The sequence below is a fragment of the Paenibacillus jepli genome, assembly GCF_047238105.1.
Taxonomy (GTDB): Bacteria; Bacillota; Bacilli; order Paenibacillales; family Paenibacillaceae; genus Paenibacillus_D.
Genome location: NZ_JBDFMD010000001.1, coordinates 2,757,411 through 2,777,147, shown reverse-complemented (window position 1 = coordinate 2,777,147; position 19,737 = coordinate 2,757,411). Strand labels below are relative to the sequence as shown.

19 protein-coding genes and 2 pseudogenes are annotated in these 19,737 nt (G+C 57.5%); 14 read left to right on the top strand and 7 right to left on the bottom strand.

Going from position 1 to position 19,737, the window contains the following annotated elements; all coding sequences use genetic code 11:
- Window positions 1-33 precede the first annotated feature (33 nt).
- Window positions 34-402 carry a PH domain-containing protein gene (locus ABC336_RS12335; RefSeq protein WP_413242498.1) on the bottom strand — a complete coding sequence of 123 codons (369 nt, stop codon included), beginning with the start codon at window positions 400-402 and terminating at the stop codon, window positions 34-36.
- Between the two features lie 239 nt (window positions 403-641).
- Window positions 642-2,080 (bottom strand): annotated as a pseudogene (locus ABC336_RS12330) (RNA-guided endonuclease InsQ/TnpB family protein).
- A gap of 148 nt (window positions 2,081-2,228) precedes the next feature.
- Here ABC336_RS12330 and ABC336_RS12325 point away from each other — a divergent pair.
- A pseudogene (locus tag ABC336_RS12325) lies at window positions 2,229-3,509 on the top strand (polyprenyl synthetase family protein); the annotation flags it as partial.
- Window positions 3,510-3,691: 182 nt separating this feature from the next.
- On the opposite strand, the gene ABC336_RS12320 reads toward ABC336_RS12325, so the two are convergent.
- Complete coding sequence (locus ABC336_RS12320; RefSeq protein WP_413238930.1) at window positions 3,692-4,981, bottom strand: class II aldolase/adducin family protein; 1,290 nt, start codon at window positions 4,979-4,981, stop codon at window positions 3,692-3,694.
- Window positions 4,982-5,163: 182 nt separating this feature from the next.
- Window positions 5,164-5,496: a winged helix-turn-helix transcriptional regulator gene (locus ABC336_RS12315; protein WP_413238929.1), complete on the bottom strand. Its 333-nt coding sequence runs from the start codon at window positions 5,494-5,496 to the stop codon at window positions 5,164-5,166.
- Between the two features lie 187 nt (window positions 5,497-5,683).
- Between ABC336_RS12315 and ABC336_RS12310 the strand changes: the two genes are divergently transcribed.
- From ABC336_RS12310 to ABC336_RS12300, 3 genes are read left to right on the top strand one after another with little or no spacing between them, the layout of a single operon-like run.
- The gene (locus ABC336_RS12310) at window positions 5,684-6,622 is read left to right on the top strand and encodes an aldo/keto reductase family protein (protein ID WP_413238928.1); all 939 of its coding nucleotides are present in this window, start codon (window positions 5,684-5,686) and stop codon (window positions 6,620-6,622) included.
- A 28-nt stretch (window positions 6,623-6,650) separates the two neighbouring features.
- Entirely contained in the window at window positions 6,651-7,496 is an 846-nt protein-coding gene (locus ABC336_RS12305; RefSeq protein WP_413238927.1) for an NAD-dependent epimerase/dehydratase family protein, read from the top strand.
- 49 nt (window positions 7,497-7,545) lie between these two features.
- Window positions 7,546-7,683, top strand: a complete 138-nt coding sequence (locus tag ABC336_RS12300) for a hypothetical protein (RefSeq protein ID WP_413238926.1) — start codon at window positions 7,546-7,548, stop codon at window positions 7,681-7,683.
- 86 nt (window positions 7,684-7,769) lie between these two features.
- Here ABC336_RS12300 and ABC336_RS12295 read toward each other — a convergent pair whose 3' ends face one another.
- Window positions 7,770-8,432 carry a copper amine oxidase N-terminal domain-containing protein gene (locus tag ABC336_RS12295; protein ID WP_413238925.1) on the bottom strand — a complete coding sequence of 221 codons (663 nt, stop codon included), beginning with the start codon at window positions 8,430-8,432 and terminating at the stop codon, window positions 7,770-7,772.
- 156 nt (window positions 8,433-8,588) lie between these two features.
- Here ABC336_RS12295 and ABC336_RS12290 point away from each other — a divergent pair, with 156 nt between their 5' ends.
- Both ABC336_RS12290 and ABC336_RS12285 read left to right on the top strand, forming a co-directional pair.
- Window positions 8,589-8,987: a (deoxy)nucleoside triphosphate pyrophosphohydrolase gene (locus ABC336_RS12290; protein ID WP_413238924.1), complete on the top strand. Its 399-nt coding sequence runs from the start codon at window positions 8,589-8,591 to the stop codon at window positions 8,985-8,987.
- Entirely contained in the window at window positions 8,984-9,523 is a 540-nt protein-coding gene (locus ABC336_RS12285; protein WP_413238923.1) for a GNAT family N-acetyltransferase, read from the top strand. The genes ABC336_RS12290 and ABC336_RS12285 overlap by 4 nt, the downstream gene beginning before the upstream one ends.
- Before the next feature lie 242 nt (window positions 9,524-9,765).
- On the opposite strand, the gene ABC336_RS12280 is transcribed toward ABC336_RS12285, so the two are convergent.
- On the bottom strand, window positions 9,766-10,167 hold the full coding sequence (locus ABC336_RS12280) for a CHRD domain-containing protein (protein ID WP_413242497.1): 402 nt from the start codon (window positions 10,165-10,167) through the stop codon (window positions 9,766-9,768).
- A 68-nt stretch (window positions 10,168-10,235) separates the two neighbouring features.
- A complete protein-coding gene (locus tag ABC336_RS12275; protein ID WP_413238922.1) occupies window positions 10,236-11,834 on the bottom strand; it encodes a PucR family transcriptional regulator in 1,599 nt (532 codons plus the stop codon).
- A gap of 268 nt (window positions 11,835-12,102) precedes the next feature.
- Here ABC336_RS12275 and ABC336_RS12270 point away from each other — a divergent pair, with 268 nt between their 5' ends.
- From ABC336_RS12270 to ABC336_RS12235, 8 genes are all read left to right on the top strand, one after another.
- Window positions 12,103-12,876: an ABC transporter ATP-binding protein gene (locus ABC336_RS12270; protein WP_413238921.1), complete on the top strand. Its 774-nt coding sequence runs from the start codon at window positions 12,103-12,105 to the stop codon at window positions 12,874-12,876.
- A 2-nt stretch (window positions 12,877-12,878) separates the two neighbouring features.
- Window positions 12,879-13,721, top strand: coding sequence for an ABC transporter permease (locus ABC336_RS12265; protein ID WP_413238920.1), 843 nt, complete (start codon window positions 12,879-12,881; stop codon window positions 13,719-13,721).
- A gap of 55 nt (window positions 13,722-13,776) precedes the next feature.
- Window positions 13,777-14,922: an ABC transporter substrate-binding protein gene (locus tag ABC336_RS12260; protein ID WP_413238919.1), complete on the top strand. Its 1,146-nt coding sequence runs from the start codon at window positions 13,777-13,779 to the stop codon at window positions 14,920-14,922.
- A gap of 45 nt (window positions 14,923-14,967) precedes the next feature.
- Window positions 14,968-15,981, top strand: coding sequence for an aromatic ring-hydroxylating dioxygenase subunit alpha (locus ABC336_RS12255; RefSeq protein ID WP_413238918.1), 1,014 nt, complete (start codon window positions 14,968-14,970; stop codon window positions 15,979-15,981).
- 192 nt (window positions 15,982-16,173) lie between these two features.
- Window positions 16,174-16,596 carry a cupin domain-containing protein gene (locus ABC336_RS12250; protein ID WP_413238917.1) on the top strand — a complete coding sequence of 141 codons (423 nt, stop codon included), beginning with the start codon at window positions 16,174-16,176 and terminating at the stop codon, window positions 16,594-16,596.
- 6 nt (window positions 16,597-16,602) lie between these two features.
- Complete coding sequence (locus tag ABC336_RS12245; RefSeq protein ID WP_413238916.1) at window positions 16,603-17,412, top strand: creatininase family protein; 810 nt, start codon at window positions 16,603-16,605, stop codon at window positions 17,410-17,412.
- A gap of 214 nt (window positions 17,413-17,626) precedes the next feature.
- Window positions 17,627-18,394, top strand: coding sequence for a cysteine hydrolase family protein (locus ABC336_RS12240; protein ID WP_413242496.1), 768 nt, complete (start codon window positions 17,627-17,629; stop codon window positions 18,392-18,394).
- A gap of 18 nt (window positions 18,395-18,412) precedes the next feature.
- Window positions 18,413-19,723: an NtaA/DmoA family FMN-dependent monooxygenase gene (locus ABC336_RS12235; protein WP_413238915.1), complete on the top strand. Its 1,311-nt coding sequence runs from the start codon at window positions 18,413-18,415 to the stop codon at window positions 19,721-19,723.
- Window positions 19,724-19,737: the final 14 nt, after the last annotated feature.

Here is a 19,737-nt window from a genome sequence, read left to right as displayed (position 1 = left end):
GAGCGGCAGAAAGGGTCGTTGCAGGGGAACTCCTCACAGCAAGGCCTCAGCGATCAGGCGATCCAGTTTGCGGATATCGATGCCTTTTCGCAGGTTAATTTTGATTTTGCCGGCTTTGGTCCACAGTTCAACCTCCGCATTCACATCGAGGAAGCTGCCGGCATTTTCGGTCGACCACATATGGATCGATTCGTAAGGGAGCGAGTAGATCTCTACTTTTTTGCCCGTCAAGCCCTGCGCATCCCGGACGATCAGCCGCTTATTGGTAAATACCGCGCTGTCGCGGATTGTTTTGTAGGCCGCTACGGCAACTTCCCCTTGAACCAGCAGTTCGTTCACGTCCCCGGGAACGGGGCATTCGGACATAAATGTCCATTGAAGCATTTGTTGGATGCCAGACATCATGGATACCTCCTAAGATTGAATTTCATATAGTTTACCTTTTCTCCTCATTGCTGGTGAATCCTCTTTTTTCCTATACCCGGGAGGCTTGCTTTTCGTAACCTATTCTAAGCTGGTCCGTATGTATCATACTAATGGTCGTAGGTAAAAAGAACCCAATGAGGTAGACATCGATGAAAATGAATACTCCCGCCACTTGCCGATGCTGACGCACGGCTGAAGTGGGGGTTTCAGATGTCTCAACCTGACTTTCTCAGGATGCTTAACACCTGTGGAGTTGACACGTTGACGGACTGGTTACCATCCAACCCCTCTATCCCATCCATGCGTTTGGCACGTACGTTTGGGAATACTTTGCGCAGGATATTGGCCGCTCCGTTCACATCGGCATGAATCATGCCAAGTGGGCTCACATACAGCCCACGGTGGATCCGCTTGCCGGAGAAGGTACAGGTCACCGCCTCATCAAAGCGCGGTAACGGATCGTGATCCAGGAAGCTTGCTTTGGACGTATACGCTTCTTCGGTCACGATCACCGTGATGCCTTGCTCTGCTGCCTTATACTGGATCATCCCAATGAGCAGCCCGTGGGGAGGTGACAGAATGACTGATTGTTGCACCGTCCCATGCCGGTGCCTTGCTTCCATCCTGTGTTTTTGCCGATCACGATGGTGCCGATACGCGCCTCTACGGCCAGCCTGACCATGTGATGACTGACCTTGTGAAACAGGTCCTTGATTCGGCGATAGCGCTGCAGGTGCAAGCGTTCCAATCGTTTGGACGTATGCTGGCCTTCTCGCGGGTCACTGCCGTGGCGAAGAATACGTGAGTAGTGCGCTTTCATCTTGTTGTAGTATTGATTGATCGCTTTGACGATCCCGCCCTTCACGATCATCGGCTGCGCGCCGGTTGTCGTGACCATGGTTGCGAGATTGTCCACGCCGAGATCAATCGCCATGCAACATGCAGATGGAGCGGCGTCCGCTACCGGTTTCGCCACTTTCAGAGGGCAAGCGAAGATCAGTTCGACAACATAGTGCCCATGACGAGGGACGACACGCACCTGCATGAGCTTGCCGTTCTTACAGCCCAGCTTGCCGATGTTCAGTTGCCGTTTGATTCGAGGGAGTTTAAGATATTTCCCTTCTTTGATGACGCAGTCCTGATTCGAGAACACCACTTCCTTCACCTTGCTTCGAGCATAGCCCGGCATCTTCGGCTTGCCCGTAAATCGCTCCGGATGCTGGCGGTACGACTTCATACTGGCGAAAAAGGAAGCCCCGTTCTGAAAAGCCACCTTCAGGATGCCTTGGCTGCTTTGTGCAGGAAGCGAACGGTAATCCGGCTGGTTCATCACCTTAAACAAGGCATCCAGGAGGGCATACGAGAGGAAGGGCCGCTCCGGCGAGGGCAACACAAAGGGACGAGCATGATTTTTCGCACTTCTTCGCTCGTTCACCGCATCCAGATGCGCGGAGAGGGTATCCATCACATGCCGTTGCAACGGTTGGCAAGCAGCAGACTGCCCCCTGGCAGTAAACACTTGTCGGATATAAAAGGTAGCCGTATTATACAGATTCTTAGCATGTTGGCATGTTTCATCGAGGTAAGAAAATAACGGATGCCCTGGTTTGATCCACACTTGAAACGTTCGATATTCGGATTTTGGCACGGACATGAAGTCACTCCCTTTTTACCCGATAAGCGAATGTATGTTCCTATTCATTATACCGTCGCAAAGGAGAAAAGGAAAGAAGATTTTGTGGGCTAGACGAGAAGTCACTGGTTCACCTCACCACTTGAAGAAGTGGGAGTCCTCTCGGCGAAAGTTGGCCGACGACTTCGCGGATCTTACCGATGATTTAAAGGAAGGTGCAGTCACGCCCTACACGTACTATTTGACTTACCGGGACAGCCGCCAGGATCTGATCAATCCTTACGAATTGTATTGGGCTGTGATCAGCTATCTGACTCACCAGGTGTATGGCGGAGATCCCCAGGCCCGGGAGGTTATCCTGAACCGGGCGATCAATGGCTTGAAGCGCTGCAAGGCCAGGATCGGCGACGAGCGGTACGCCGAGCTGATGGCTGCTCTGACTCCTGAGGCGTCGGCATTCGACCGAATGATCCTGACGATGGTAGAGCGGGCGGACGATGTGGATTTTTTCGACAAGCTGCTGCGGGACCGGCTGGCGGCGCACCTGAAGGAGGAACGGGCGGCTAAGGCTCGCTTCGGAACGATCATCCAGACCGCAAAGGAACAGATCGATGGGGCGTTGCAGTTGAAACCGGCACCCTCGATCCCGGCGATGACAGAGCCGCTAACGGATGCGGCCAACTATATTCTCGCTGCCGGAGGTAAACGTCTTCGTCCTGTGCTCAGCTGGGTGATGGGGGTGGAGGTTTACGATCTGCCAGCCGCTTCCATCCTGCCTATGCTGCGGTCGCTCGAGTATATGCACACTGCTTCGCTGATCTTTGACGACTTGCCTTCCCAGGATGATGCCTCGCTGCGCCGGGGGCGTCCGACGCTGCATCGCGTCCATGACAGCGCCACGGCGGAGCTAACCGGGCTGCTGTTGATCCAGCGTGCTGTGCAGGAACAGGCCGCTTTGTCCGCTTTTGATCCGCATACAGTGCTTGCGCTGATCCGTTATTCTGCAGAGAAGGCTGAGGATCTGTGCCGGGGGCAGGCGCTGGATCTGCAGGCCAAGGGCACAACGCTGACGCTGGAACAATTGGAGACGCTCTGCTTCTATAAGACAGGCATCGGTTTCGAGGCGGCGCTGCTCATGCCTGCTATGCTGGCACAGGCAGATGCTGCGGAGCTTGAGGCGCTCAAGCGGTTTGCTTATCACGCAGGCATCGCCTTTCAGATTAAGGATGACCTGCTTGACGCAGAGGGTGATGACCGCCTGCTCGGCAAACCGGTCCGTCAGGACCAGGGGCACGGCCGTCCGACCTTCGTGACGATGCTCGGCGAAGATGGAGCGCGCCGGCAGATGTGGGAGCGATACTGCCTCGCGACAGAGGCAATGCGCGACTGCCCGCGGGGCGGCGAGGTGCTGGCACAGGCGCTGGACTACATGGTGCACCGGGAGCGCTAAATCCGGCTGGCGGATGGGATATCACCAACCCAGGGGTAAAAAAGTTACTATTTGGATCGGTGGTTGTTGGATCTATATCTGCAATGAGGCGGCCTTGGGCTGCAAGTATAGAAACTATATCTGGAATGTCGCACCTGGGCCGCATCGGAAATTTCTAGTCCGGAAGCTGTTCGTCATCCGCCTCACGGCAGCTTGAAAGCTGTCTTGAGCTCCTCGATCTCGGCATCGTCGATCGGGACGATCTCGCCCAGCTCGCGGGCGGCGATCATGGCCTTGGCGCTGTACTCGGCCACCTCCAGCCGGTCAAACGCCTGCAGCAGGCTCTGGCCGGTGACGATGACGCAGTTATTCTCTACCAGCGCAATCGGCGTGTCCGGAGCGAAGACGGCTGCCGTCGTCTCGGGCTGCGCGTAGACTGCGTCGAAGGGAAGCTTGGGACATCGCCGCAGCAGGATATAACTCTCGGGGATTGTCCGCGAGTCGAATGGCGTATCGGTCACCGCATAGGCCATGATCCCCGGCGGATGTGCGATGATAATCGACTGTACATGCGGGTGCTGCTCATAGATGAGCCGGTGGAGATGGACGGAACGGCTCGGTCGCTTGCCCTGCTCCCGGGCGCCGTCATGGATCGCGACCAGGTCTTCGGGCTCCAGATAGTGCCTGTCCATGTCGTACGGCGTGATGACGAACCGCTCGCCGTCGACCCGCTGGGAGAACGTGCCCTGTGTACTGGTGAACAAGCGCTGGGCGTAGGAACGCTTCACCAGTGTACAGATTTCACGGCGTGCTTCTCGTTCGGTCGTGGTGCAGCCCTTGGGGGCGAACTTTGGCATTGGCGGGACATCGGCAGCGTGAGCCAGGTCGAAGCTCCCGGGTCCGAGCAGCCGAGGCTCGCCCAGACGGCGGGCATTGATCTCCAGACGGGCACAGAAGTCCAGCGTCTCGAACCGCCGGAATGCCTCGAACAGATCGCTGCCTCCGACGACCACGCCATGATTCTCGAGCATCACCGCCTGACTGCCAGCGGCGAATCTGGCGGCAATGTTGGCCCCGAGCTCCTCGCTGCCCGGCAGCGCGTAATCTGCCATGCCGATCGTCCCGCAGATCTGGCCTTCATAAGGCAGCAGCCGGGTGTCGGGGATCCGCCGCGCCATGCTGAAGGAGACCAATGCCGGGGGATGGGCATGCACGACAGCCCGCAGATCGGGGCGGGCGCGGTAGATCATCTGGTGGAACGGCAGCTCGCTGGACGGCCGGTGCAGTCCGGTCACGGTCCCGTCCCGATGCACGCACACCATATCCTTGCGGGTCAGGGTGCCTTTGTCGACGCCCGCCGGCGTAATCCAGAGATCACCCGCGTCATCGATCAGCGACAGGTTGCCGCCGGACATCGTCGTCATACCGTATTGGTAGATCCGGTCCATCATCCAGATCAATTGGTCGGCTGGGGGAAGCAGGTCAAATCGCATCGTCATGCCCTCCTGGGATGGCCGCCTGCGGACATCCGTTGATAGCTTAAGCATATCATTTGGCGCCAGTGAAATGCTGTGAGATTGGTCACAAGCCAGTGGTGCAGGCCGCAGCTACCAACGCTCGGGCCAACCAGATTTTCGCAGTCCGCCTGCAATGCCGTTTCGATTCGCAGCTCCGCTTACGTCCACCTCGCCGCCCACAGCTTCATTTCCTTGATGATCTGGTGCAGATCCTCGCCCTTCGGCGTGAGCGTATATTCCACAGTGACCGGAACAGTCGGATGGACCTCGCGCTCAAGTACGCCCATCTCTTCCAGATGGCGCAGCGTCGTCGTCAGCGAACGCGGGCTGACGGAGGGGATGGCTCGCTGCAGTTCACCAAACCGTCTTGTTCCGCCGAACAGCTCCCGCAGCACGAGAAACGCCCATTTGCCGCCCAGCACCTCCAGTGTTTTTTCGATATTGCAGGCGATCGTGGCAGGTTCTTTGGGGATATAGTTGTTGACGCTCATCGTAGTCTCTCCTTTGGCAGAGTGGTTACTTATAGTATAGTAGCTATCCTTGTTATAATAAAGTGATTCTTTTTTCACTACTTTCCAAATGCGCCTTACTTCACTAGAATAAGATATGCGGGCTCCATATGAGAAAGAAGCAAACGAGGGCTCACTCTACTAATCACACATGAGGAGAGATGAGAACATGAATTATCGCAGATTGGGCAAAAGCGGACTGAAGGTCAGCGAGATCAGCCTTGGCAGCTGGTTGACATACGGTGGCTACGTCGAGCGTGACAACGCGGTGAAGGCCATGCAGAAGGCGTATGAACTTGGCGTGAATTTTTTTGATACTGCAAACGTTTACGAACGTGGCGAAGCGGAGAAGCTGATGGGCGAGACACTCCGGGAATTCCCGCGGGAGTCTTACGTGCTGGCGACGAAGGTATTCGGACAGATGGGCGACGGTCCCAACGATCGCGGCTTGTCCCGCAAGCATATTATGGAACAGGCGCATGCAAGCTTGAAGCGGCTGGGGGCCGATTATGTGGATCTGTACTACTGTCATCGTCCCGATCCCGGCGTGCCGCTCGAAGAGACGCTGCGTGCGCTGGATGATCTGGTGCGGCAGGGCAAGGTGCTGTACGTCGGCGTCAGTGAATGGTCGGCTTCGCTGATGGCTGAGGCACACGCGGTAGCGGACCGTTATCTGCTGGACCGCCTCATCGCCAACCAGCCGATCTACAATATGTTCAACCGCTACATTGAGAAAGAAGTGATCCCGTTCGGTGAACGGAGCGGCGTCGGGCAGGTCGTGTTCTCGCCGCTGGCGCAGGGACTGCTGACGGGCAAATACAGCAGCCTCGCCGACATCCCGGCTGACAGCCGGGCCGGCAAGCTGGAGGGGATGCGCAAGGGCGTCACCGAGGAGAAAATCAACAAGGTCATCGAGTTGAATCGCGTTGCCATCGAGCTGGACATGACGGTCGGTCAACTGGCGCTGGCCTGGATTCTGAGACAAGCCAACGTAGCCAGTGCCCTGATCGGCGCGAGCCGTCCAGAGCAGGTGGAGGAGAATGTCAAAGCGTCGGGCGTAAAGCTGGAAGAGGATGTGCTCGCGCGCATCGAGACGATTCTGGGCTAAACGGCTGTACGCGAGAGGAGCGTTGTACATGATGAAGGTTGTCATTACCGGCGGCAGCGGCATGCTGGGCCAGTGGGTCGTCCGGCATTTCGCCGAACAAGGGTATGAGGTAGTCAATGCCGATGTCAAAAGGCCGGAGCAGCCGCTCTGCCAGACGGTCATCGTCGATCTGAACGAGCTGGGCCAGGCGTATGGCGTACTGGCGGGAGCGGATGCGCTGGTCCACCTGGCGGCAATCCCTGTCGCCTACTCGCATCCAAATGAAGTGACGTTCCGCAACAACACGATGTCCACCTACAATGTCCTGGAGGCTGCGGCCGGGCTGGGCATCCGCAAGGCCATCATCGCCTCCAGCGAATCGTCGTACGGGATGGTGTTCGCCCAGGAGCGCTTCGCACCGCAGTATGTCCCTGTCGATGAGGCGCACCCGCAGCTGCCGCAGGACAGCTATGGCTTGTCCAAGGTTGTCAATGAGCAGACAGCGGACATGTTCTACCGGCGGACAGGTATGCAGGTAGTGTCGTTCCGGCTGGGAAATGTCATCGCCCCGGAGGCGTATGCGCGCTTCCCGGAGTTCATCTACGATCCGAGGCAGCGTGACCGCATTCTCTGGAGCTACATCGATGCCCGTGACGCGGCCGTGGCATGCCGACTGGCGATCGAGGCGGAGGGATTGGGCAGCGTAGCGCTCAACTTGGCAGCGGACGATACGAGCATGGCCGTGCCGAGCCGCGAGCTGATGGCCTCGCAGTATCCCGGGGTCGACGACTTCCGGGCACCGCTGGAGGGGCACGAGTCGCTGCTGAGCAATGCCAAGGCGAAGGAGCTGCTGGGCTGGCAGCCGGTCCATGCTTGGCGGAATTATGTTGAGTGATATTATCCAACATCTAATATTGCGGATAAGTAGGTCGAAAGAGTTAGAGGTGTCCTGGCGTATCGAGGACAAGGACAAGAATCGGACGATGGAGCTCAGCTATGCAGCACCGCAGGAGCACGAAGTGCGAGTGATTGCCCCTGAGGGCTATCGGCTCGACGTACACTTCACCGAGTTAATCATTTAGGTAGCAAATTAGCTGCTAAGAAGCAAACAAGGACAATTGACCGTTAATGGTTAATTGTCCTTTTGTCTGGTTAGTATAAGCGTCTTCTAGCACGGCACCCACTCCAGGCTGCCGCCATAGATGGGGTGGTAGCGCCAAACCGAGCACATGCGATCGTTGGCGTTGCCGCCATTCCCGCCACCTGAATTGCTTGCTTCGATTTCCTTTCGCTTCTCCTCCAGGTAGTGCTGGAAGCCTTGGCTCACCGCTTCCTTGGTACTGTTATTGCTCTGCAAAAAGCTCTCTTCGTACACAAGAACCTGGCGAGTATAAGGATCCCATAAGACCAGAGCATCGCTCGCTTCGCTTACGAACCGCAGCGGTACCAGGGTAGAGCCGCCACGGATAACGGCTGCCTCGTTCAAGGTAACCGCTGAGCCGTTGATCCGGGCCTGCTTGCTGCCGACCGTCAAGGATAGCTCGAGTCCCTCTCCGGTACCCCGCACAGTTTTTGTGGCAGGCACCCAGTCCAGCTTGATGCCGAGGGCCTCAAACAGCGGCCTCATCGGTACCAGTGTGGTGCCATTGTGCAGGTATGGCGCAGTATCGAGCACGATCGCCTCGTCATTTATTTTGACAGTAATCGCCGATTCTGCTGCGCGAGTCGACTGTAATCCGAAGGCGGCCAAGACAAGCGTCGCGGTAAGCAGGGCAATGAGCCCCCTTCGAAGCCAGCGCATGCGCGCGGTTTCCCATCCATGTAGATTCAAGGCTACACACTCCTCTCAATAATGCAAATTAAACCATTTCCTCAACTTTGAAACGATCATAGGGTCATCCCGCATCTGCCGACTGCAGTGCCGAGCTGTGAGCTGGCAGACGAAGCACGGAGTCGCTATAATGTAGAAAAGTAAAGGAGGTTGCCTATGCTCGAAGTAGGTGCTGCGATTGTGTCGGATGCATCCGGGCGTGTGCTGATCGCCAGACGCAAGCCGCACAAGGTGCAGGGCGGCTTGTGGGAATTCCCGGGCGGCAAGCTGGAGGCGGGGGAAACGGTGGAGGCCTGCCTGCGTCGGGAGCTGCTGGAGGAGATGAATCTTCGCATCGATATTCTGCAGCCGCTGGGGGCGCATGAGCATGATTACGGTACCTTCCAGATCCGGCTCATCGCGTGCCGCGCCGTCTGCTCGGGCGGCGAGATCCGGCTGACGGATCACGATGCCTGCCGTTGGGTGACGATCCAGGAGCTTAGCGGCTATACGCTGGCGCCGGCAGACTTGCCGTTCGTACGGATGCTGCAGGAAGAAGAGGGGGTGACGACATGATACGGATCGAGACGGATCGTCTGCTCCTAAGGGAATATACGCCTGAGGATGCCGCAGCTGTGCATAGGTATGCCTCTGATCCGGCCGTCGCCACCTATATGATCTGGGGTCCCAACAGCTGGGAGGAAACGGAGCAATTCGTTGAACGTGTAATCGGAATGCAGCAACAGCAGCCGCGACTGGACTATGAGCTGGCTGTTGTCCTCAAAGCGAGCGGTGAGCTGATCGGCGGCTGCGGTCTGCATCTCATGGAGCCGGCGCAGGGCGAGATCGGATACTGCCTGCATCCGGACCATTGGCAGAAAGGTTACGCCTCCGAATCCGCTGCAGCTCTGCTGCGTCTGGGGTTCGGTGAGTTCGGTCTGCACCGGATCTACGCGACTTGCCGTCCGGACAACCTGGGCTCGGCTCGCGTGATGGAGAAGGTCGGCATGACGTATGAGGGTCATCTGCGCGGGCATATGCGGCATAAGGGAGCCTGGCATGATTCCTACCAATATTCTATCCTCGAAGAGGAGTACGCCGCACGATTGTAATCCTGCAAGCGATGTTCGGAAGGTTCGAACAGGCGGCAGAGCTGATGGAGTACAGCACCATGAAGCAATTTGTCAGCTTGACACATGAGGATGCCATCCCCGGCCTGCAGGAAGCGGCAACGGAATTCCGCAACAGCATTGTTTTACTGGAGAGAGGTTAGACGCGCCTCCGGGCGTATAGACACAAAAGCCGCAGGCGAATAACGCCTGCGGCTTTTTGGTACGCAGTCACACGGTAAACCTTACCTTACAATCTGGCCTCGAACCTCTCCGTTTGGCCGCCCGATCGTATGAACGTTGATATAGGTATTGCCTCTTCTAATCTCCCGTACCAAATCGCTGATGCTCCGTCCGGCCAGAGGGCCGACCAGGTCGCTGCGGGTCAGCGTCCCCCGGACAACCCCGCGACGAACGGTGATCCCGAATCTGGAAGGTCCGAACAGAAAGGCGACGACCGGTCCATTGGCGTCTCTGCGGCCGAGGTGGATGTGGGCCTGGGTGACCGCACTGATATTGCGGACGACCAGCCGGAATGTGATCCGGTCCCCTGCCTGATTAACCTGCAGGACTGCATTGCCCGAGGCGTTGGTTCTTACTGGCGGCACTTCATTCCTGCCGCTCAAGAAAGCTCTGAATCTGCTAATCTCACTCACCCCTTCGTAAGAGATACGCTATTATATGGCGCGTGAGGGGGAGGGGGATGTTCGCTTACCTACGAGTGGGACCCATTTTGCTCTTGTGCCAGCAGCTGCCGGAACATGAACATCAGCTTCACCTTCAGCAGATCGCCGGTCAGCCTCAGGTCGAGACCGAGCACCTCGCTGAGCTTCTCCAGCCGGTACTGGACCGTGTTGCGATGGATAAACAGCTGCTTGGCGACATCGTTGACCTGGCCCTCGTTTGCGATGTAAGCTTTCAGCGTCCTCAGCATGTCTGTGGCGTAATCGGCATCCTTTTGCATCAGGGGCTGCAGCAGCGATTGGCAGTATTTCTCCATAACCGGCGCCGGGATGTGGGAGAACAGGTACGAGAATTCCAGATCGGCAAAGAAGACGACCGGGGAATCGTATGCGAGCTGACCGCTGATCCGATGCGCCTCCGTGCATTCCTCGTAGGCATCGCGGATCGCGCCGAGCTCCGGCTTGATGCGGCTGATGTAGCTTCTTGCAGATACACTTGGCATTGATTTGAGGATCTCCAGAAATGACTTGTAGATAATATCCGTGAACGGACTGTCGCTGGCCGACACCTTGAATACGTGGAGCAAGGTATCCTGGGTGACGAGATGCTGCGATTCGAGGCTGGATAGCCTTGGATGATAATTCACTTCCCGCAGCAGCTCGCGCAGCTTCTTGGGTACAGGGAGCGCAGAGCCTTTGAGCGGGTCGGGCACAGTCAGGACGCACAGGTGAGAGCCGCTGACCATCGGCGAGCCTAGCGATCGCGATTGCTCCAGGAACGTCTCCTGGGAGATCTGCCCATGCAGATAGCGCTCCATGACGGCACTCCACTGATAGCTGGCCACCGTCTGCTGATCATCGTAGAAGTGATCCATGTGGTAACACAGGATCTCTGCAGCCTGATGGAACAAGCCCTCCTCCTCCTGGATGATAGGGCCGCCGGCAGGGACGACCAGCAAAAATCCGTAACAGTCCGCATCCTTCATGAGCGGAATCCGGCAGAACCAGCCATGCTCGGCTCTCGCCTTGTGAAACTGGGCGCTCCAGGGCCAGCCCTTGAGCAGCTCGACCTCGGGCCAGTTGCAGGAATTGTACAGCAGCTGGCCGCGGGCGCTGATGACGACGATGTCATGAGCCAGGATATCGGCGATCATCGGGAAGAGATTGGCGAAATCTTCTTTTTGGAGGGCAAAACGGACGAGCTGCTTTTGTTTCTCCAGGTCGTCATGCAGCTGCTGTGTGCTCTTGACGAACTCCGCTTGGAACAACGCGGTCATCTGATCGGAGAAGGCGAACTCAAACGGCAGATCGAGCACCGGAAAGTTCAGCCGGTCGGCCTCTTCCAGGACAACCTGCGGGATCTCCGACCAGTAACGTCCGAGCTTGATGCCGATGCCTGCTGCGCCGCGCTTATCCAGCTTCTTCAACAATCGGAGGAAGGCGTCCGGGGTATCCTTGATGGCAAAAGCGGTCGTCAGCAGCAGCTCCCCGTCACTGATCCAATCGATCACATCAGGCGCGTCCATCGTATTGACAGATTTGATCAGGCGGCCGACCCCGCCGGCTCCGGCGACCAGCTTGGCCTTGGACAAGGGGTAGATAGACAAGGCTTCTTCGACGGTTAGATTCATAGCTGTTCCTCCCTGTATCCACGTAAGTTATACTTCCTCATTAGCTCCAGTATAGTCCTTAGGCCTGAAGCGGGTCAATAATAACTAACATTAATATGACGTAAAATAGAAGAATTTCACAGGAATTGAACTGAAATCTGTCATTTGACCAATGCTAACCGGTTTCAATTAGGTTTGAATACAAATTTGCGTCAACTAAATTGACCTATTTATAAATTAGGCTGTATATTGGTTGTATTCAGAGCTGTTCAGAGAGGATGGTGTCATATTGTCTTACATTACTATCAGGGATGTGCACAAACGGTTCGTTAGACGTGGGCAGTGGACCGAAGCTCTGAGCAATATCCAACTTGAGATCGAAAAAGGATCGTTCGTCAGCTTCATCGGTCCCAGCGGCTGCGGCAAATCGACGCTGCTGCGCATTGTCGGCGGACTGATGGGTGCCGAGGAGGGAGAGATCCGGATCGGCGGCAAGAGTCCGCAGGAGCTGCTCCAGGCCAAACAGTTCGGCTTTGTCCCGCAATCGCCGGCCCTCTTCCCGTGGCGGACGGTGCTGCAAAATATGAATATACCGTTTGAAGTCAATCGCCAAAAGCACTTCAACTCAGAGGAGCAGGGCGATCCGATCGAGCTGCTCCAGGCTGTGGGGCTGGGGGATTTCGTCCATGCTTATCCGAAGGAGCTCTCCGGCGGGATGAAGCAGCGTGTCGGCATTGCCCGCGCATTTGCTACCGGGGCGCCAATCCTGCTCATGGATGAGCCGTTCTCGGCACTCGATGAGATCACCAAGGAAGTGCTGATGCACCAGCTGAAGCAGATCTGGGAGGAGCACAAGAAGACCGTGCTCTTCGTCACTCACAACATCCAGGAGGCGGTCTACCTCTCGGATAAAGTGGTGGTCATGTCCTCCCGCCCGGGACGGGTGTCGCGGGTGATCGACATCACGCTGCCGAGACCGCGCGATGAGGCTGTCATCGGATCGCAGATCTTCAATGACTACATCACGGAGCTCCGGGAAGCATTACGCGAGAGGTGGGGATGAGGATGAGTCAAACGATAAGTTCCAGAGTGACGGCGAGAGGAGACCAAGCGATGAAGACTGCCGAGACCATCAGTTGGCCGGCTCGAGTCCGGGGTGCTGTCGGCTCGATCGGCTTGCCGATGATCACCTTTGTCATCTTGTTCGCAGGCTGGGAGCTGGCGGTGCGGTTCATGGATGTGCAGGCGGTCATCCTGCCGGCTCCCTCGGTGATCTTCGCCGAGCTGTTCACTTCATTTTCGTTCTATGTGCCGCATATTGGCATTACGTTCTACGAGGCGATGGTCGGTTTTGTAATCGGTACGGTGCTGGCGCTGATCGGCGGCGTCATCATGTCGCAGTCAAGGCTGCTGGAGCGCATGCTGCTGCCGGTGGCGGTACTGGCGCATGTCACCCCGATCGTCGTGATCGCGCCGCTGCTGATGATCTGGTTCGGCTTCGGCCCATTCCCCAAAATTCTGGTAGCAGCGATTATTTCGTTTTTCCCGATGCTCATCAATTCGACGACAGGCTTCCGCTCGGTGGATGAGAGCAACTATGAATATATGCGTTCCCTGCATGCGAGCCGGTGGGAGATCTTCTTCAAGCTCAGCCTGCCCGGCAGTCTGCCATTCCTCTTCTCCGCTGCTCGTACCAGCATCAGCATGAGCGTGGTCGGCGCGGTGGTCGGCGAGATGAGCGGGGCGAGCAAGGGACTGGGCAATGTCGTCATGGTATCGGCGAATTATCTGCAGATGGACCGGATGTTCGCGGCGATCTTCCTGCTGGCGCTGATGGGCATCCTGCTCACCAATGCCGTGCGGGTCGTCGAACGCAGGTTTCTAGCCTGGCACAGCTCCGGGCAATAGACCCGGACAGGCCGGCTTTTAATAATAGACTAGCATAAGGGGAGGCAACAAGAGGATGAAGACAAAATCTGCAATGTGGGTCGTTTGTTTGTTATGTGTGATGTTGGTAGTCGCGGGATGCGGCAGTCAAAATGCAAATGCGCCAGCGGCTCCGGAGCCGAATGAGCCTTCGGCAAATGCCGAAGCGGGCGCTGCGGGAGATAATGCAGAGGAAGCGGGCGATGGCAGTATCGACTGGGAAGCGCGGATCGAGGCCAACCGTTCGGTCGGCAAGATTACGTACGTCACCGGCTTCAACTATTCGGCTTCGTCTCCCAATATTAACGTCGCGGCAGCGATCGAGCTCGGCCTGTTCGAGGAGCTCGGCCTAACGGTCGAGATCCAGCCGGGTGTAGAGGCGGAGAGCATGAAGCTGCTGGCGGCGGGCAGAGCCCAATTCGCCGGCGCTGGCTCGGCGAGCAATGTCATCCAGGCGATCGCCAGCGGCGGCCGCATCGAGCCGATGTCGGTGATGAGTCCGGTCGGGCTGAATGCCCTGATGGTGCTGGCTGACTCGGGTATCGAGGAGCTGACGGATCTGGAAGGCAAGACGCTGGGCTACAAAGCGGCCTTCCCGCCCAACTTCCGCGCCATGCTCATCAACGCCGGCGTAGATCTGGATAAGATCGAACTGGTATCGGTCGGCTTCGATCCGACGATCCTTAACACGTCCAATGTCGATGCCATCACCGTCTTCAAATCCAATGAGCCTTACCAGATGGAACAGCAAGGCTTTGATGTCAAGCTGTTCGACCCTGCCGACTATGGCGTCAAAAACTCCTTCGGTCTGCTCAATGTCAACAAGGAGTTCGCCGAGAAGCATCCGACGGTAGCCGAGGATTTCCTGCGGGCGGTGCTCAAAGCGCACGAATATCTGATGGAAGATGCCGATCCGGTCATCGCGGAGCTGGAGAGAATGGCTGAGGGCAATTACAACCTGGCTGCCGAGACGAACCGCTGGGCTGTCGAGAGCCAGCTCATCACGGACTCGAAGCGCGAGGGGATGCCGCTGGGCTGGTCGACGCCTGAGCAGTGGCAGGCTGAAGTCGAGATCCTCGAGGGAGCAGAAGCGCTAAGCGGCGAGGTGTCGATCGATCAACTGCATATTACCAAGTATCTGGAAGCGATCTATGACGGCGAGGAATTAATCTGGATCGACTAGTCGAATAATGGTAAGCAATTCAAACCACCCAAGGAGGCGTCTGCTATGCTGCAAACTCAGCAAAAAATCTTCCGCAAATTCTACTATCCGGTTCTGCCGGTTGCGCATCTGCAGGATGGGCCCAAGGGCGTCAAGCTGATGAATGAGAACATCGTCTTGTGGCTGGATGAGAACGGCCAGCCGGCGGCGGCGATCGACCGCTGCTGCCACCGGACGGCGAAGCTCTCCAAGGGCACCGTCCGCGAGGGCAGCGTCGTCTGCCCTTACCACGGCTGGGCCTTTAACCGGACCGGGAAGTGCACCTACTTCCCGCAGTCCGAGCTGGAGGATCCGCCCAAGGTGTACAAAATTGCCGGGTATCATTGCGAGGAGCGCTACGGTTATGTGTGGGTGGCGCTGGAGGATCCGGTGACGGGCATCCCGGAATTCAAGTATGCGGATGACGCTTCGTTCCGCCAGGTTGATCAGTTCTATGAGGTGATTCATTGCGCGGCTTTCCGGCTCATGGAGAACTCCTTTGATGCGGCGCATGTCGCCTTCGTCCATCAGAATACGTTTGGCGATATCAACAATCCGATCCCGCCCAAGATGGACATCACGCCTGCCGAGTGGGGCTTCGAGACGTATCATGAGGCGCCGGTGACCAACAAGCTCAACCAGCAGGTCAAGACGATCAACGTCGAGGAAGATGAGACGGTACGCAAAGCTTATGGACGCTGGTATATGCCGTTTATCCGGCAGAACACGATACAATATCCGACCGGCCTGATCCACTCCATCATCACCTGCGCGACGCCGATCGACGACAAGACGTGCCAGCTCGTCCAGTTCGCGCTCCGCAACGACACCGAGGCCGATGTGCCGGCCGAGCGCGTCATCGCCTTCGACCGCGCCGTCGTCGACGAGGATATGGATGTGCTGGAGACGACGGAGTACAATGTCTCGCTCGATGTGCGCCGCAAGGTGGAGAACCATATGCTCTCCGACAAGCCCGGCATCGTCATGCGCCAGATGATGTTAGACTTGTTCGCTGAATATGGCGAGGAAGAAGTGATTTAAATGATTGGTGAATCAAGCCGGAAAGAGGCGGAATCATCCTGGAGAAATGAAATGTTCGCCTTTGTGCCCAGAATTCAACGATTCAATACCTAATTCAAAGAATTATGGGCACAACAGCGATCGGAAGGATGATCCGTCTAAAAGAGGCCGATTTTTCACCATACTGTTTTATACACTTAGGAGGAGCTGAGAATGATGGTGCCAGGACTAACAGCAGGCCACTACGAGGATTGCCCGGTTCACAAAATATCGGCGGCGGACAAGAACAAATTTGTCCTGCTGTGCGACGGCAAGACGCTGCCCTTCGTATCGGTCATCGAAATCTTCGACAAGGACGGCCGCACGCCGCCCAACACCCATGCCGCTGCCCATGAATATTTCTATGTGATCGCAGGCGAAGGGATCGCTGCCGTCGACGGCAACAGCATCCCGATCAAGCCGGGCTCGTTCTTCGTCGTCGACCCGGGTCACGTCCATGAGGTGCAGAACACCGGTGAAGGCAGGCTATACGTGCTGACCACGATGGTGCCGGACGAGAAATTCTCCGATCTCATCCTGTCCGGTCCCCCGGCTGCGCTGGACGAAGAAGATCTGCGCGTACTCAAGGGAGTGTGAAGCGCCATGTTCCGATATGAAGGAGCGGCGTGGGAGCGGCGCTTCCTGCCCCGGCTGACGTATGCCGAGGTCGAGGCGATGGATAAGGAGGATGCGCTTGTCATCCTGCCGGTAGGCGCCGTCGAGCAGCATGGACCGCATCTGCCGCTCATGACCGACGCGCTGATCGGCGAGTCGCTGATCACCCGGACGCTGGAGCAGCTGCCGGAGTCCGCCAGTGTCTGGCTGCTGCCGCCGGTCTCTTACGGCAAGAGCAACGAGCATCTGGACTTTGCGGGGACGATCTCGCTGTCGGCTGCGACACTGCAGAGCGTCATTACCGACATCGCGGTCAGTCTGCAGCGCAGCGGCTTCCGCCGGCTGATGCTGTTCAACACGCACGGCGGCAACGTCGATCTGCTCAATGTCGCCTCCCGGGAGATCCGGGTGCAGACGGGGATGATGGTATTCTACGTCAATCCGCACAGTCTGGATGCCGACGTGGATCTGGTCACGCCGGAGGAGCATGAGTACGGCATCCACGGCGGCGATATCGAGACCTCGCTCGTCATGGCGTTCAAGCCGGACTGGGTGAAGGCGGATCAGCTCGTCTGCGAGATGCCGCAAGTGACCGATCTCCAGTATCTGACGCTGGAGGGGCGGATCCGCTTCGCGTGGGTGATGAGCGACATCTCCCGCAGCGGCATCGCCGGCGATGCCACGCAGGCGACAGCGGACAAGGGGGAGACGATCGCGACGCGCATCGCATCCGGTCTGGCGCTGGCGCTGGAGGAGATCTGCCGCTTCGACATTGACCGTATCGTCCGTGACAGGTAGGAGCATTTTGAAAAATGCCAAGTGGACGAAATCGATTCTGTAGAAGTGAAGCGTTCGCCTTTGTCCCCGGATTTCCGCCCTGAAAGGGTTGAAAAATCATGAAATCTGGGGACAACAGCGATCGGAAGAATGATTCGGTCCATGCAGGTCTAACTTTCAATATGCGGTTCTACAGCAAACGGAACGTGCGGAAGACAAGGAGGAAAGGGTGGATATGAGAGAACTGGGCAATGAACGCAATAGCTGGAAAGTATCCAAAGATCATGTGGATCTGCGCAGGCCGCAGCTGCCTGAGCGATCGATTACCTTCGGCGCGGAGCCGCAGCAGCTTACGCTCAATCTGGCCAAGTCGGCCGTCATCGTCATTGATATGCAGAATGACTTCTGCTCCCCGGCCGGCTGGCTGGACTATATCGGAGCGGACTACACCCCGGCCCGAGCGCCGATCGAGCCGATCAACCGGCTGCTGCCGGAGCTGCGGGAGGAGAAGGTGCCGGTCATCTGGCTCAACTGGGGCAACCGCCCCGACAAGATGAATCTCAGTCCGTCCGTGCTCCACGTCTATAATCAAGCCGGAGATGACGTCGGCATCGGCGGGCCGCTGCCGAAGAACGGCTCGCATGTGCTCGAGAAGAGCAGCTGGAGTGCGGCCATCGTGCCGGAGATGGACGTGGCAGGCACGGATATTCAAGTGGACAAATACCGGATGAGCGGGTTCTGGGACACGCCTCTGGATAGCATATTGCGCAATTTGAACGTCGAGACGATCTTTTTTGCCGGCGTCAATGTCGACCAGTGCGTGATGGCCACCTTGCAGGATGCCGTCTGCCTCGGCTACGATGCGGTACTGCTGGCCGACTGCTGCGCCACAACCTCCCCGGATTTCTGTGCGGAGGCAACGCTATACAACGTAAAGCAATGTTACGGCTTTGTCGCCGATTCATCCGCAGTGCTCTCTGCGATGCACGTCGTGACATCCTGACAGAAGGTGGGATACAGCATGAGCAAAAAAATTCATTTTGGCTGGTTTACAGAATACGGTCCGATCGGCTGGAACGGCCCGGACGCAGCTGAGGGCTACGACTGGCGACAGCCGGAGGTGTACCAGAAGATGGCGGCGATCTGCGAGAGGGGGATGTTCGACTTTGCCCTGTTCGCCGACCATCTCGGCATCACCTCGACCTATCAGGACTCGCTGGACAATTATATCAAGTATGGCTTGAACGGCATCAATCACGATTCGACGATGCTGGCGGCGATGGTCGCTGCGGGGACCAAGCATCTGGGGGTCGGCACGACCATCTCGACCAGTCTGACTCCGCCCTATCAGCTGGCGCGGCAGACGGCTTCGCTTGATCATCTGACCAAGGGGCGCGTGGCCTGGAATATCGTCACAACAGCGAACATTGCCGGCTTCCGGAACTACGGCATCGAGGAGATGAAGGATCATGACGCGCGGTACGACCAAGCGGACGAATACATGGAGCTCTGCCAGCGGCTGTGGAGCAGCTGGGAGCCCGATGCGGTGGTTATGGACCGGCAGAGTGGTATCTTCGCCGATCCTGAGAAGGTACACCGGATCAACTTTGAAGGCACGTACTACAAAAGCCAGGGGCCGCTGAACGTATTGCCCACCCCGCAGGGCAGGCCGACGCTCATCCAGGCCGGCTCCTCCGCGCGCGGCAAGGACTTCGCGGCACGCTGGGCGGACGCAGTCATCGTCGCCAAGCACAATCTGGATGACATGAAGCGCTACTATGACGACCTGAAGGAACGGGCGGTCAAGATGGGCCGTCATCCGGACGAACTGAAGATCTTCTTCATCATCAAGCCGGTGGTCGGCGCGACCGAAGAGATCGCCGCGCAGCGGCAACAGCTGCGCATGAACCCGACCGATCTGGAGCTCCATGCCGCGCTGGCAGCCATGTCCTCGCGGATGAGTGTGGATCTGGCGAAGTACGAGCTGGATGAGCCTGTGCCGACGATGAATGAGAAGAGCATCCAGGGCGGCCAGACGACTCTCTCCCGTTATCAGACGGCCGAGAAGCGTCCGACGCTGCGCGAGATGGCGACCGAGGAGAGTGCCGGCAACAAAGCCAACATCATCGGTACGCCGGACCAGGTGGCAGAGCAACTGGAGCACATCATGACGACGGTTGGCGGCGACGGATTCGTCGTGCGGGTCGATGCGCATGATCATGGGTACATGCAAGAGTTCGTCGACACGGTTATCCCTGTGCTGCAGGAGCGCGATCTGGTAAGGCGCGAGTATACCGGCAAGACACTGCGGGACAATCTGTTCGAATACTGAGCAGACTAGAAGGG